Annotated in this window: 14 protein-coding genes and 1 tRNA gene; 8 read left to right on the forward strand and 7 right to left on the reverse strand. The window is 63.8% G+C overall.

Translation table 11 applies throughout. The annotated features are described in order from the left end of the window. The first annotated feature begins 1 nt into the window (after window position 1). Window positions 2-580, forward strand: coding sequence for an LOG family protein (locus A9D13_RS06470; protein ID WP_066771669.1), 579 nt, complete (start codon window positions 2-4; stop codon window positions 578-580). Between the two features lie 3 nt (window positions 581-583). Here A9D13_RS06470 and A9D13_RS06475 read toward each other — a convergent pair whose 3' ends face one another. The 7 genes from A9D13_RS06475 to A9D13_RS06505 form a co-directional block, all read right to left on the reverse strand. Next, window positions 584-1033: a hypothetical protein gene (locus A9D13_RS06475; RefSeq protein WP_066771671.1), complete on the reverse strand. Its 450-nt coding sequence runs from the start codon at window positions 1031-1033 to the stop codon at window positions 584-586. Continuing rightward, complete coding sequence (locus A9D13_RS06480) at window positions 1002-1439, reverse strand: hypothetical protein (protein ID WP_066771673.1); 438 nt, start codon at window positions 1437-1439, stop codon at window positions 1002-1004. Before A9D13_RS06480 ends, A9D13_RS06475 begins: the two co-directional genes overlap by 32 nt. A gap of 138 nt (window positions 1440-1577) precedes the next feature. Further along, window positions 1578-2255, reverse strand: a complete 678-nt coding sequence (gene purQ, locus A9D13_RS06485) for a phosphoribosylformylglycinamidine synthase subunit PurQ (protein WP_066771675.1) — start codon at window positions 2253-2255, stop codon at window positions 1578-1580. 25 nt (window positions 2256-2280) lie between these two features. Then, window positions 2281-2511 (reverse strand): phosphoribosylformylglycinamidine synthase subunit PurS, encoded by a 231-nt coding sequence (gene purS, locus A9D13_RS06490; protein WP_066771677.1) that lies wholly within the window; start codon window positions 2509-2511, stop codon window positions 2281-2283. A gap of 69 nt (window positions 2512-2580) precedes the next feature. Beyond that, a complete protein-coding gene (locus A9D13_RS06495) occupies window positions 2581-5538 on the reverse strand; it encodes a M16 family metallopeptidase (RefSeq protein WP_156521940.1) in 2958 nt (985 codons plus the stop codon). Window positions 5539-5624: 86 nt separating this feature from the next. Further along, window positions 5625-6407 (reverse strand): phosphoribosylaminoimidazolesuccinocarboxamide synthase, encoded by a 783-nt coding sequence (gene purC, locus A9D13_RS06500; RefSeq protein ID WP_066771680.1) that lies wholly within the window; start codon window positions 6405-6407, stop codon window positions 5625-5627. A 203-nt stretch (window positions 6408-6610) separates the two neighbouring features. Further along, on the reverse strand, window positions 6611-9058 hold the full coding sequence (locus A9D13_RS06505; RefSeq protein WP_066771683.1) for a TonB-dependent receptor: 2448 nt from the start codon (window positions 9056-9058) through the stop codon (window positions 6611-6613). Window positions 9059-9490: 432 nt separating this feature from the next. Between A9D13_RS06505 and infA the strand changes: the two genes are divergently transcribed. From infA to folE, 7 genes are all read left to right on the forward strand, one after another. Beyond that, window positions 9491-9736 (forward strand): translation initiation factor IF-1, encoded by a 246-nt coding sequence (gene infA, locus A9D13_RS06510; protein WP_066771685.1) that lies wholly within the window; start codon window positions 9491-9493, stop codon window positions 9734-9736. An 11-nt stretch (window positions 9737-9747) separates the two neighbouring features. Continuing rightward, on the forward strand, window positions 9748-10332 hold the full coding sequence (locus A9D13_RS06515) for a Maf family protein (RefSeq protein ID WP_066771687.1): 585 nt from the start codon (window positions 9748-9750) through the stop codon (window positions 10330-10332). Next, on the forward strand, window positions 10319-11299 hold the full coding sequence (locus A9D13_RS06520; RefSeq protein ID WP_308420384.1) for a ribonuclease E/G: 981 nt from the start codon (window positions 10319-10321) through the stop codon (window positions 11297-11299). Before A9D13_RS06515 ends, A9D13_RS06520 begins: the two co-directional genes overlap by 14 nt. After that, a complete protein-coding gene (gene yacG / locus A9D13_RS06525) occupies window positions 11296-11487 on the forward strand; it encodes a DNA gyrase inhibitor YacG (protein WP_229665401.1) in 192 nt (63 codons plus the stop codon). The genes A9D13_RS06520 and yacG overlap by 4 nt, the downstream gene beginning before the upstream one ends. Window positions 11488-11625: 138 nt before the next feature. Further along, window positions 11626-11700, forward strand: a tRNA-Phe gene (locus tag A9D13_RS06530). 76 nt (window positions 11701-11776) lie between these two features. Continuing rightward, a complete protein-coding gene (gene uvrC, locus A9D13_RS06535) occupies window positions 11777-13732 on the forward strand; it encodes an excinuclease ABC subunit UvrC (protein WP_066771691.1) in 1956 nt (651 codons plus the stop codon). 64 nt (window positions 13733-13796) lie between these two features. After that, window positions 13797-14405, forward strand: a complete 609-nt coding sequence (gene folE, locus A9D13_RS06540; protein ID WP_066771693.1) for a GTP cyclohydrolase I FolE — start codon at window positions 13797-13799, stop codon at window positions 14403-14405. The last annotated feature ends 123 nt before the right edge of the window (window positions 14406-14528 follow it).

Consider the following 14528-nt stretch of genomic DNA (forward strand, 5'->3'; position numbering starts at 1 on the left):
CATGGCCGAACTGAAATCCCTCGCCGTCTATTGCGGATCGGGCATGGGGCAGAACCCCGTCTATGCCGCCGCCACGGTAGAGCTGGGCAAGGCCATGGCGAAACGCGGCATCGACCTCGTCTATGGTGGTGGCAAGCTGGGGCTGATGGGCATCATCGCCGACACGGTGCTGGAAGCGGGCGGGAAGGCCTATGGCGTCATCCCCGATGCCCTGTCGGCCCATGAAGTCGCGCATCTCGGCCTCACCGAACTTCATCAGGTCGCGGGCATGCATGAGCGCAAGGCGAAGATGACGCAGCTGGCCGATGCGTTCGTCTGCCTGCCGGGCGGCATCGGCACGCTGGACGAATTGATGGAGGCGTGGACCTGGAATGCGCTGGGCTATCACGCCAAGCCGTTCTGCCTGCTCGACATCCATGGCTATTGGCAGGGCTTTGCGCAATTCTGCGACACGGTGCAGGCCGAGGGTTTCATGAGCGTTGATCGCCGCCGCCAGTTGCTGGTCGCGCCCGATGTCGAAAGCTCTCTCGACATGCTGGCAGAGGCAGTTTCGGGCGCGGTGAACCAGCCGGTCTGGTAAGCTCTATTCGGATTGCGCATCAGGCAGGCGGCGGATGATCCAGCGATTGCCTGCATCCTCGACGTTCACCGATTGCCAAGTGCCGTCGGGCGCGATGCTTTCTTCATCGCAGCTCTTGTTGCCGTTCGATTCGGTACAGAACAACCCGCGTGACGGGGCGGTCCATGTGCCTGTTTCGGTGACCTGACCGTCCAGGCTGCTGCTATAGGTCCCGTCCTTGCGCACCTCCTGCACGATCACGACATCGCGGGTCGGAGAGCTGATCTCGAACCGGCCGGCCTGCGGCCCGCCATCTGCAGCGGGAAATTCAGGTGCCTCCCGCTCCGCCGCGGACTCCTCGGCAGGCTTCTCGTCCACCGAGCAGGCGGTGAGGGCCAGCGCGAGAAGCGCCGCGGCAGTGGATATGCGCAGGGTCGTCAGGTCATGTCGCTGGGGCAGCTTCGGCTTCTTCATCCGCCATGCGTACCACGGTCCAGCTATCGGTTTCATCCGCGATATTGGTGGCTGTCCACACGCCATCGGTAACCGTGTCGGCATAGCATGTTGTTTCGGTTTCACCCGCCATGGTCAGGCAGAAATTGCCATCACCATCGGTTGTCCATGTCCCTTCGGTCGGTTCGGTACCTTCGATCGTGTTCGTGACGGTGCCGTCTTCGCGAATGTCCTGCATGATGACAGTCGCGCCGTCGGCGGAAGTGACCTCGAACATTCCATATGCAGGCCCGCCGTCGGGTGCCGTGGCGACGGTTTCCGCTTCGGCGACCTCGGTCTCCATGGGTTCCGGGGCAGGCTCCTCGTTCTGTGAGCAGCCGGTCAGGGTGAACGCGGCAATGGCGGTGATGCAGACGATCTTCTTCATGGCAGTCTCTCCCTTTTTTCTGGGGGGAGACTAGGCCTCGACCGGCTCTCGGCAAGCGAAACCGGGGGCACGGGGGCAAGCCCCGCGAATATCTCGACTAATTGCCCGATATAACGACCGCCAATGCGGCGCGGTCGATCAGGCTACCGAAAGCGACTCGAACACGCCTTCAAACAAGGCGCGGCCATCGGCGCTGCCCTGCGCATCTTCGATAGCGCGTTCGGGGTGCGGCATCATGCCCAGCACGTTGCCTTTCGCGTTCAGGACACCCGCGATCTGCCGCGCAGAGCCATTCACGTTCTCACCATAGCGGAACGCGACGCGGCCTTCGCCTTCCAGCTCGTCCAGCGTTTCATCGTCGGCGTAGTAATTGCCGTCGTGATGCGCGACCGGGATCTGGATCGTGCTGCCGGTTTCATAGCGGCTGGTGAACAGGGAAGATCCGTTCTCGACCACCAGCGGCACGGTGCGGCATACGAAATGGATGCCGGCATTGCGCATCAGCGCGCCGGGGAGCAGCCGCGCTTCGGTCAGCACCTGAAAACCGTTGCACACGCCCAGCACGGGCACGCCGCGATCCGCTGCCGCGATGACGGAACGCATGATCGGGCTGTTCGCCGCCATCGCGCCCGAACGCAGGTAGTCGCCATAGGAGAACCCGCCCGGCACCGCGATGAAATCGATATTGCCGGGAAGATCCGCATCGCCGTGCCACAGGCGCAGCGGTTCGCGGCCCGAGATGTCACGGATGGCCACGGCCATGTCGCGGTCGCAGTTCGAACCGGGGAAGGTGATGACGCCAGCGGTGAATGCCATGATCGCGTGCTCCCTTAAGGAAAGCTCAGAGCTTCTCGATGCGGTAGTTTTCGATCACCGTATTGGCGAGCAGGCGGCGGCACATGTCCTCCAGCGCCTCGTCACTGGTGTCGTCGGCGACTTCCAGCGCGATTTCGCGGCCAACGCGGACATCGGAAACGCCGCCAAAGCCAAGACCTTCCAGCGAGTGATGGATCGCACGGCCCTGCGGATCGAGAACGCCGGGCTTCAGCGAGACATGGACCAGCACCTTCATCGCACGAACCTTCCTGTTAGCTGCGCTGGCGAGTGACAAAAGGGCCAGCGGGAATCCGTGCGCCAGCCCCTATGGCGAAGCGGTCGCTGGCGCAAGCGGTGGATCGATGGAAATCGGGGAAGGCACGCCTTCGGGCAGTACGAAAAAGGTCAAAGCCCCTCCTTCGGGCAGCCAGCGGCGGGCATCGGCCTGCAATGCCTCCACCGTCACGGCCTCTGCGCGCTCGCGGATCGCGGCGGTGCGGGCAAGGCGGTCCGCTTCGCTTTGCGCGCGATCGGCCAGTGCCAGCCAGCCCTGGTTCGATTTCAGCATATTGTCGAAACTGGCCATATAAGGCTCCCGCGCTCGGTCGAGCAGATCCTGTGAAATCGGCCCATCACGCAGTTTCGCGATGGTCGCGGTCAGGGCCTGATCCGCCGCCGCAATCGCGTCGGCATCAACCTGCGCGCGAATGGTGAAGCTGCCATATCCCGGATAGATCGAGCTCATCGCATTGGAGGCGGATGGCGAATAAGCCTGCCCCAGTCGCTCGCGCAGCTCGTCGGTCAAGGCAATGCGCACCATGCGCTCGAGGATCTCCATCCGCGTGTTGAGCATGGCGTCGCTGTCATCGCGCGTCGGCCAGATCTTCTGCACCAGCGCCTGCGTCGCTTCGCCTTGATGACGCAGTACCACGGTTCCGCGCCGCTCGGTGAAGCTGCGCGCCAGCGCGGCGGCATCGGGGGTGAAGCTGGCCTCTCGCCTGGGCAGCGCGCCCAGCGTTTTCGCGACCAGATCGATGGCACGGTCCTCGTCGATGTCGCCGACGATGGCGATTTCGATCGGGGCATTGTCGAACACGGGCTGCATGATCTGGCGCAGCTGCGCGAAGTCGAGCGCGCGATAGGCGTCGATCGGTTGCTGGCTGAAGCGTGGATCATCATCGCTCATGATCGCGCCCGCCTCGCTCGCAAAGGTGGAGGAGGGCGTTGCTTTCAGCCGTGCGAAATAATCGGGAAGCATGCCGCGAAACCGCGCCACAGGCTCTGCGCGCCAGCCCGGATCGGTGATCAGCGCAGCCATCAGCTGAAGCTGCATGGCAAGGTCGTCGGGCCGGGTCGAACCCGTGGAGGTGAAGGCGTCGGTACCGGCACTGAAGTTAAAGGAGACGCGCTTGCCCGCAAGAATCGTTTCGAGCTGGTCGGCATCATGCGCGCCCAGCCCGCCAGCCGGAATGCGCGACGCCAGTTCCACCGCGAGCGGATCTTCGCGGCTTTCCAGCAGCCTGCCGCCGCTCAGAGTCATCCGCACGAAAATGACATCCTTGTTGATGTCGGTATGCTTGAGGTTGAGCCTGACATTATTGGCAAAGCGGATCGTGCGAATGCCGAAAATGGGCTCTATCTCGTCCGCCACCACATCACCGGGCATCCCGAAATCAGTATAGGCGAAGTCCTGCGCCTCTTCCCGTGCCTGTTCCGGTAGCGGGGCGGCCAGCGCCTCTTCCCATGCGGCGCGCAGGGCAGGGCCGCCGTCCTCGGGTTCGCTCCGTCCGCGAAAGCGGATCAGCGCATTCTCGTCCAGCGGCACGGCTTCCTCTTGCAGCGCCTCCATGATGGCATCGGGCGTGATTTCGTCGCGCATCGCGAAGTACCGTTCGGCCGCTTCGGGGCCGGTCGTGGGTACGCGCCCTTCGGAAATCCAGCGTGAGATGCGGTTGACGAAAAATTCGTTAGACCGCGTCGCCTCACCCGCTGCGGCCTGTTCATAGCGTTCGTCCAGTTCGGCGAGCTGTTCCGCGATCTCGGCGCGGGTGAAACCCTGCTCCATCGCGCGGCGATATTCGCTGGTGGCAGCGATCAGGCCCCGTTCCCACTGGCCATCGACGCTGTCGACCACCAGCCGCGTCACGCGCGCCATGCGGAAGACGTTGCCGGTGCCAAATCCTGCCGACCGGAACGGTGCGTCAGCCTCACGCGCAAGGCTTTTCAGCCGGCGGTTGATCGCGTCATAGCCGATCTGGCGCAGGACGGCTTCGCGCCGCTCTGCGCTGTCGTCAGCTTCGTTCTGGGCAGGGGCGACGCGAAACACGGTGAGCCGTTCGGACAGCGCGGGGTGGATGTGGATGTCCTCTGCCGCGCCGCGATCGAATTCGACCGAACCGTAATCGCGTGGGGCAGGGGGCGGGCTGCCATCGGACCAATCGGCAAAACGCGCCTTGATCGCCGTTTCCACCGCGTCCGGATCGATATCGCCGACGACGATCAGGGCGGTGTTCTCGGGTCTGTAATGCCCGGCCCAAAAATCCTTCAGCCCGGCGCCGTCGGCAGCTTCCAGCGTTGCAACCGTGCCGCCGGCCCAGCGCTCGACATAGCGCGCGCCGGGTGTCTCGAAGCCATAGCGGTCCAGCGCCTCTTCGAGCTGGTAGTTATCCCGGTCGCGGCGTTCGGCCAGCAATACGCCGCGTTCCCGATCGACCGCGCCCTGATCGAATTGCAGCTCTCCCGCCACTTCGCGCATCAGCATAAGCGCTGTATCGAGCAGTGCCGGGTCGCTCTGCGGCAGGCTCAGCCGATAGCTGGTATTTTCAAAACTGGTGGAGGCGTTGGTGTCCGCGCCAAAGGCCAGCCCCTCGCGCTCCAGCAGGGGCACCATCTCGCCTTCGGGCACATTGGTCGAACCGTTGAAGGCCATGTGCTCGACATAATGCGCCCAGCCGCGCTGCCGATCGGTTTCGTCCAGAGAGCCCGCATCGAAGACGAGGCGAACCTCTGCCGTGGAAGCAGGGGTGCCATTCTGGCGGATGGCGTAAAACATGCCGTTTGCCAGCCGCCCATGACGGATATCGCTGTCGGGCGTCAGATCGCTCTGCGCGAGTACCGTTTCGGGCAGCGGAACGCCCGCGCGGTTTGTTTGCGGCGCTTCTGCCTGAACGCTGGGAGCGGGAAGGGCGGAGCAGCCCGCGAGTGCGGCCAGTGCCAGCAGGCCCGGGGCGAGAGCGGAAAGAGGAAGGCGGAAACGGGCGCGACCCACGCGAAAATCAGCCAAGCATGACCCCCGGGTCACACCGCTTTTGCGTTTGCCTGTTTCCGATTGTCTTTCCTCTCACCGTTCTTCTTTTTGCAGGCTGCGGCCTATTTCTTGCCCCTCAGCTTGCGGTGATGGCTGAGGTCGAAAACCTCGCTCGGCCCGTCATCCTGCAACACGCCAAGGCGGCGGGCAACCTCGGTGTAGGCGTCTTCCTCACCGCCAAGGTCGCGGCGGAAGCGGTCCTTGTCCAGCTTTTCGCCGGTTGCCATGTCCCACAGGCGGCAGCCGTCGGGGCTGATTTCATCGGCCAGGATCACGCGGCTGTAATCGCCGTCCCACAGGCGGCCGAACTCCAGCTTGAAATCGACAAGGCGGATGCCGACCGCTGCGAACATGCCGCACAGGAAATCGTTGATGCGGATCGCCATCGACGACATGTCCTGCATCTCCTCGTTCGAGGCCCAGCCGAAGCATGCGATATGCTCTTCCGCGATGAGCGGATCGCCCAGCGCATCGTCCTTGTAGTAATATTCAAGGAGCGTGTGCGGCAGCGGTTCGCCTTCCTCGATGCCGAGGCGTTTGGAGATCGAACCGGCCGCGACATTGCGCACGACAACTTCCAGCGGGATGATGTCGACCTGGCGAACGAGCTGTTCGCGCATGTTCAGGCGGCGGATGAAATGCGTCGGGATGCCGATATGCGACAGGCGGGTGAACACGAACTCGCTGATGCGGTTGTTGATCACGCCCTTGCCGTTGATCGTGCCCTTTTTCTGAGCGTTGAAGGCGGTGGCATCATCCTTGAAATACTGGATCAGCGTGCCCGGTTCCGGGCCTTCGTAAAGGATCTTGGCCTTGCCTTCGTAGATCTGGCGGCGACGGTTCATGTGAAGAGCTTTCCAACGCTTTGCCGCCGGTCATTGGCATCGCTGCGCGAAGGGGCGGGCGACATGGCCGTGGGCATGAAATACCGAGCCCCGGCCTGACCGGCCCACGATGATTCGGGCAGGGCGGGCCGGGGCGTTTCCGCCCCGCCTATAAGCCAGCTTATGCGCAAAAGCAAAAGCTCTGCGCGGGTGCCGCCAAGTACCTAGAACCGCTTGCGGAAATCGATCTCCAGCAGGCGTCCGGCAGGGTCGGCGAAGGCGGGGAGGTAGTTTGTCGGCACCTCTCCACTCTCATCGGTGACGCGCTGCTGTGCATCGAAGATATTATCGATGGAGAAGGAGAGCCGCGCCCCCTTGAAGAAGGGCACCTTGTCGGCCAGCCCGCCCGCGCGTTCGAGATCGGCGAAGAAGCGCACGTCGAAGGTCGCGATCGGATCGAAGTCGAGCGAGGAGCCGGTGCCGCTCGTATCCTCGATGCTCGCGCCGCCAAGGTAATCGCCGGAAAGCCGCATGCCGAACCCGTTGTAGAAGGCGCGGGCCTGAAGCTCGACCTCATGCCGGGCGACGGGTGTGGAGGTGATCGATTCGCCGTCCAGCAGGTCGAGCACCTGCGTGCCTTCGGCGATCTGCACGCTCTGTTCGAAACGCACGGTGTGATAGATGCCGAAACCCCAGCGCCCGCCACTGCGGTTGCGGCGGCTTCCGGGCATGCCGGGCGCTCCGCCGCCCTGCCGGCCCTGCTGGCCTTCGCCGCGCTGGCCCGATTGCTCTTCGCTCTCCTTGCCCTTGATCCGGCCCGACAGGTCGATGCCATAGCGCAGGCGCCGCCCGTCCTGCCTTGCATAGGTGACAGGACGCTGGTCGATGCTGACCAGATTGCCGCTGGAATCGCGTGTCACCCGGTCCGGGAAAGCAGCTTCGATCGCGGGGGTGAGGGCGGGGAAGCCGCTCGACACGTCGGTCGAGTGTTCGTCGTAATATTCGGCGATGAAGCGTGAGCGGTCCAGAAACGGCAGATCGTAGTTGAAGGCGAATTTCCAGTCGTTCTGCTTTTCCTCGACCAGATTCGGATTGCCGCCGGTGATGAGGTCGACAAGCACGCTTTGCCCCGTGGTAATGTCATAAATCGTCGCGCCGCTGGTGATCAGCGAGGGCGCGCCCAGCTGGCTGAGCGTCGGGGCCTTTTCGGCGTAGATCCGGCTTGCCTGGAAATTGATGCGCTCAAGCGGCGACCAGTTCAGGCCTGCGCTCCAGTTATAAAGCGCGCCGAAATCGGAGAGATGGTTGACGCCGCCCGACAGGTCGATGGTGATATCGCCCACCGCGTCGAGGATGCCTTCTCGCCTGCTGGTGACGGGAATGCCGACGGTCAGGCCCGCATTGGCATCGCCGCGGGTCAGATCGGTTTCGCTGCCCAGGGTCTGGGTCTGGCGCGACACGATATTGCTCCAGTCGAACCCGGCTTTCACCGTCAGCGCAAGTTCGCCGCCCGGCAGCAGCACCGGCCGCCCCGTAAGCGTGGCAAGCGAGCTGGCGTCTTCGGAATTGGAATAGCTGCGGTTGGTGGAACGCGAGCCGAGATAGGCAGCCAGATCATCGACAGGCGCGGTGATCGCGATATCGCCTGCCAGCGCTGCGGCCTCCAGCGAATCGGTGTCGAGCCCGATACCCGATGCGGTCACTGTGTCGTCATGCGTCCAGCGGCCGGTCACGGTAAGGTCCCAGTCGCCTAGCGGCTTGTTGAAGGTCGTGCCCAGTTCGAACCCGGAACTGCGGCTCTGGCGTACACGATTGCCAAGGCCAAGTGCGCTGGAAAGCAGCACGCGCTGCGCTGTCGCTCCGCCTGCATCCTCCAGCGTCACCGTGTCGGGGCCCTGCAGCGACAGCGAATCGCTGCGTGTGACGGTGCCGTTGACCGTCACCGATCCGCCAAGCCCGCCTTCGCCAATGCCGCGCGTCCACACGGTGTTCAGCGTAAGGTCGCGCGTATCGGGCGACAATGAGCGATAGGCCGAAGGATCGGCATCGCCTGCCATCGGCGTAAAGCCATAGGACGACACGCCGCGTTCGCTTTCACGCAGGAGCGACGAATTTTCCGCCTCGATCGCGATGTTCAGCCGGTTGGGGCCGTTGATCGTCAGCATGGATGCCTCGATCTCGCTCGTGTGATAGCCGCCCTTGTCGGGCCAGCCATATTCGGCGGAGATTTCCTGCGAGGAATAGTTTTCCTTGAGGATGAAATTGATCACGCGCTGATTGGGCGAAAAGCCGAAGCGGATGGCAGTTTCCTCGGGCAGGATCTCGACCCGGGCCAGCGCCTCGGGCGGATAGTTGCGCATCTCGCGAAAGCCCGAAATGCGCTGCCCGTTGACGAGGATCGCGGGCGGGCCGCCAGATCCGCGACCGCTGGCGGAATTCGATTGCGGTGCCAGTTCCTCAAGCAGTTCGGCCAGCGACGATGCGCCCACGCTCTCGATCTCGGCCTCGTCCAGCACGGCGATCGGGGCCTGCGGGACATCGACCTGTCCGCGCAGGCGCGGCGCGGTGACGATGATCTCGTTGATCATGCCATCGTCATCCTCGCGCGGTTCGATATCCTGAACGCTAGTGCCCTGCTGGACCGCCTCGTTCGCGGCGGCCGCGACTGGCATTGCACAAATGCACGCTGCTAGCGCAATGGCGCAGACTTTCGGCTCGACGCTGCTGATCGCGCGCGCCGGTACGCCTTGCGGCAATGGGAATTCGGGGTCGCGCGGGGCGCGGCCATTGGAAGCGGTAAGGGGCAAGGCGGTCAGTCTACTCTTTTTGCGCATTGCGTCCCACGATAGGATGTGGGCACCGGAAAGGCATGTAATATTCTGTCGCAATGCAGCATGAACGAAATTGATCCGCGCCAGTCATCAAATTTGACGGCGATCAGCGCGGTTCACGCCGCTAAATGGCAGTCGGTCAGTCGCGCCACCGTCTGGGCGCCAGACGTTGAAAAGCAACTCCGCTCTTTCCATATTGGCCGTGCGGCGCTATGGGCGCGCAGGTTTTTCCCTAACACTTTAGCGAAAGGATGGGTGCACGGCGCCCAAGGCATGGCGAAAGAAGAACTCCTCGAAATGCGCGGCACTGTTGTGGAGCTGCTTCCCAACGCGATGTTCCGCGTCCGCCTGGAAAACGATCACGAGATCCTGGGTCACACCGCAGGCAAGATGCGTAAGAACCGCATCCGCGTGCTGGTGGGCGACGAGGTGCTGGTGGAACTGACGCCTTACGACCTGACCAAGGGTCGGATCACCTATCGCTTCATGCCCGGCCGCGGCGGCCCCGGGCCGAGCTAATCCGCGCCGGCATGGCTGGCCCCACATCAACCGCACTGGTATTGGCATCGGCCAGCCCCCGGCGGCGCGAACTGATCGCGCGGCTGGGCGTGGAACCGGTGCGCATCGATCCTGCCGACATCGACGAAACGCCGCATGACGGGGAATTGCCGCGCGCCTATGTGGCGCGCATGGCGCGGGAAAAGGCTGCTGCCGTCGACGGCAGGGGCGCTTATGTTCTGGCAGGCGACACCGTCGTTTCCGCCGGGCGACGCATCCTGCCCAAGGCCGAGGACGAGGCGACCGCGCGTGAGTGTCTGACGCTTCTGTCGGGCCGGCGCCACCGCGTCATGTCGGGCATCGCGCTGGCCGCGCCCGATGGCACCATCCGCGAAAAGATCAGCGAGACGGTGGTGCGCTTCAAACAGCTCTCCCAGGAAGAAATCGACGCCTATATCGCCAGCAGCGAATGGGACGGGAAGGCGGGCGGCTATGCTATCCAGGGCCATGCCGAGGCGCTGATTGCATGGATCCAGGGTAGCCATTCGGGCGTCGTGGGACTTCCCCTTTATGAAACGCGGGCGCTGCTGAAGGCGGCGGGTTTTGCCATTGCCTGATTGGCTGGTCGAACGCGGCATCGGCGAAACGCGCGCGGTGCAGCTTTCGGGCGGCAGGATCGTGGCGGCGAAGATCGCATGGCCGGGCGAACTGGCCGCAGGCGCTGTGGTTGAGGGCGTACTCGTATCCCGCGCCGCCGGATCGAAACGCGGCACCGTGCGGCTGGAGGGCGGCGAGGAAGTGCTGGTCGATCGCTTGCCGAAAGATGCGAGCGAAGGGGCGCCGATCCGCATCGAGATCCACCGCGCCCGCATTGACGAGGGCGCAAGGTCGAAACGCGCGCAGGGCCGGCCCAGCAATGCCGCATTGTCCCCTGCGCCCGATCTGGCAGACAGGTTGAAAGCCGCAGGCCAAGCGGTGCGCATCGTGCCGCGCTTTCCGGCATGCGATTGGAACGAGCTGGTCGCAGAGGCGATAGACCGCGTGATCGCATTCGATGGCGGTGCGCTGCATTTGTCGCCCACGCCTGCCATGACCTTGATCGACATTGACGGCACGCTGCCGCCGCGTGCGCTGGCGCTGGCGGCTGTGCCTGCCGTTGCCGATTGTCTGCGCCGACTGGATATCGGCGGATCGATCGGTATCGATTTCCCGACATTACAGGAAAAAGCCGACCGGCGCGCGGTGGACGAGGCGCTGGCGCTGGCGCTGGACGGTTTTCCGCATGAACGCACCGCGATGAACGGGTTCGGCTTTGTCCAGATCGTCGCGCGGCTGGAAGGGCCGTCGATCCTGCAGCGGCTTGCGCGCCATCGCCTCTCGGCGGCCGCGCGACTGCTGTTGCGGCGGGCCGAGGCGGTGACGGAACCCGGCGCGATCCTGCTGAGGGTGCATCCCGCGCTGGAGCCGCGATTGACCGATGACCTGCTGGCCGAGCTTGGCCGACGGACAGGACGCGAAATCCGCATCGAAACCGATCCGGCCCTTGCGCCAGAGGCCGGGATGGCGCAGGCGGTGCCCCTATGAGCCAGACACCGATGAAACGCGCGGTGAAGTCCTGCCCGATGTGCGGCAAGCCGCGTTCCGAAACCCACGCCCCGTTCTGTTCCTCTGCCTGCAAGGACCGCGATCTCGTCCAGTGGCTGCAGGGCGGTTATGCGATTCCCGGCGAACCGGCGCATGTGCCGACGGGCGAAGAGGATGAAGATTACTAGCCAAAACCGCCTGCCTGTGGATTTTCATCGCAACGGCGCATTTTCATGTTTGACAGCGCGCAAAGCTTTGGCCATAGGCGGCGCTCCCGACGCGAGGCACTTGTTTCGCCATCGGGAATTCGCCCTTCTGTTGGCGATGCCTGGGTAGCTCAGTGGTAGAGCAGACGACTGAAAATCGTCGTGTCGGTGGTTCGACTCCGCCCCCGGGCACCACTCCCTTTCCATAGCGATAACAATTGCCAACGGGGCTGGTGGCGCTTTGCGTCCGCGCTCCCTATCTTGCACCGCGATGAGCCGCACCGAAGCCGGAACCCCACCCAACCCCAAGGGCAGCGAACGCTTTCTGGAAGAGAAGGCGAGCGCCACGGTGCGCGGCAGCCAGCCCGACATCAAGGCCGGGATCGAGGCAATCCGCGAAGTGCAGCGCACCCTGCCACCGCGCCCCGGCGTCTATCGCATGCAGGATGCGCGCGGCGACGTGCTCTATGTCGGCAAGGCGCGGGCGCTGAAGAACCGCGTGGCGAATTATCTGCAGGTCGAACGCCTGCCGCAGCGGCTGAAGCGCATGGTCGCGCAGACCCGGTCGATGACCATCGTCACGACGAACTCAGAGGCCGAGGCGCTGCTGCTGGAAGCGCAGCTGATCAAGCGGTTTCGCCCGCCCTACAACGTGCTTTTGCGCGACGACAAAAGCTTCCCCTTCATCCTGCTGCGCGGCGACAATGATTTTCCGCGCATCATGAAGCATCGCGGTGCGCGACGGGCAAAGGGCAATTATTACGGCCCCTTCGCCAGCGCCGGTTCGGTCAATACCACGATCAACGCGCTGCAGAAACTGTTCCTGCTGCGCAGCTGCACCGACAGTTTTTTCAGCCGCCGCGACCGGCCATGCCTACTTTACCAGATCAAGCGTTGCAGCGCGCCATGCGTCGGGCGGATCGACAAGGACGGCTATGACGAGCTGGTTCGGCAGGCGAAGGATTTCCTGGCCGGCAAGTCCAGCGCCGTGCAGCAGGAGATCGAGAGCCAGATGGCCAAGGCGGCGGAGAATCTCGATTTCGAGACGGCCGCCATGCTGCGCGACCGCCTCCGTGCCGCGACCTTTATTCAGGGTTCGCAGGCGATCAATGCGCAAGGGGTGGGCGACGCCGATGTCTTCGCCATGGCGGAGAAGGGCGGCCAGATTGGCGTGCAGGCCTTTTTCATCCGTGGCGGGCAGAACTGGGGTCACCGCGCCTTCTTCCCGCGCCACACCGATGGGCTCACGCAGGAAGAGGTTTTCAGCGCCTTCCTCGCCCAGTTCTATGAGGAAGTGCCGCCAGCGCGCACCATACTCGTCGACCGCGAATTGCCAGATTTCGAGCTTTTGACCGAGGCCTTCACCGCCGCTGCCGAACGCAAGGTGGAGATCAGCGTGCCCCAGCGCGGCGACCGCCGCCGATTGATCGAACAGGCCAGCCGCAACGCGATTGAGGCGCTGGAACGCCGTCTTGCCGAAAGCGGGACGCAGGCGAAGATCTGGCGCGAAATGGCCGAATTTCTCGACCTGCCCGAAATACCTCAGCGGGTGGAGGTCTATGACAACTCCCACATTCAGGGCGCGAATGCGGTAGGCGCGATGGTGGTCGCGGGGCCGGAAGGCTTCATCAAGAACCAGTACCGCAAGTTCAACATCAAACAGGCGCAGACCAACGACGATTTCGCCATGATGCGCGAAGTCATGAACCGCCGCTTTGCCCGCGCAATGAAAGACGATCCCGAACGCGAGACGAGCGGGAAGGACGATGCGGTCTGGCCCGATCTCGTGCTGATCGATGGCGGGAAGGGCCAGCTGTCGTCGGTGATGGACACGCTGGAGGAGCTGGGCATCGAGGATGTCGCCGTGGTCGGCATCGCCAAGGGGCCGCATCACGGACGCGAAGGGCGCGAGGTGTTCCACTTTCCGGACGGGCGTGAAAAGATGCTGCCGACCAATTCGCCGGTGCTGTTCCACCTGCAGCGCCTGCGCGACGAGGTGCACCGCTATGTCATCGGCGCCCACCGCGCCAAGCGCAGCCGTTCCATTCAGGCGAGCCCGCTGGACGACATTCCCGGCATCGGCCCCGCACGTAAACGGGCACTGCTTCTCCATTTCGGCACGGCAGGCAAGGTGCGCGCCGCCGCGCTTGATGACCTGCGCCGCGTCCCCGGTGTGTCGGACAGCGTCGCGAGACAGATTTATGATTTCTACCACCCCGCACGTTAGTGCATGGTGACGCACGGGGTGGGAGCACCTATCTGGACGCCATGCAGAACAGAAAGACCCGCGCATGAGCAGCCTTGTCGGCCCCGATGAAGACAACCCACTGGGCAAGCCCCCGGTCCCCGAAGACGTGCAGGAGGCGATCCGCACGCTGATCCGATGGTCGGGCGACGATCCGGAACGCGAAGGGCTGCTCGACACGCCCAAGCGCGTGGCGCGTGCGTGGAAGGAATATTGCATGGGATACGAGGAAGATCCCTCGGTCCACCTGTCACGCGTGTTCGAGGAAGTGGGCGGCTATGACGAGGTCGTTCTTCTGAAGGACATTCCCTTTCAGTCGCATTGCGAACATCACATGGCCCCGATCATCGGCAAGGCGGCCATCGCCTATCTGCCCCGCGATCATGTAGTGGGCATTTCCAAGCTGGCGCGGGTGCTGCACGGTTTCGCCCGGCGCCTGCAGATCCAGGAAAGGCTGACGGCAGAAGTCGCCCAGTGTATCTGGGATCATCTGCAGCCGCATGGCGTGGCCGTCGTTATCGAGGCGAGCCATGCATGCATGACAGCCCGCGGCGTGCGTACGCCGGGTGTAGGCATGGTGACCAGCCGCATGATGGGCACTTTCCTGGAGGATCAGCGCTCGCGCAAGGAAGTGCTCTCGCTGATGGGGTACTGACAGCAGGGCGGTTCGGACCAAATTAAACACCGCTCAATTTCATTATTGAACAGTGTTTATTTGACTGCTAATCCACTCCCCGTGATAGTGGGTGAGTGCGGCCGGCTGGCCGTGCGCGCCTGT

The organism is Croceicoccus mobilis (genome assembly GCF_001661965.1).
In the GTDB taxonomy this organism is placed as follows: domain Bacteria; phylum Pseudomonadota; class Alphaproteobacteria; order Sphingomonadales; family Sphingomonadaceae; genus Croceicoccus; species Croceicoccus mobilis.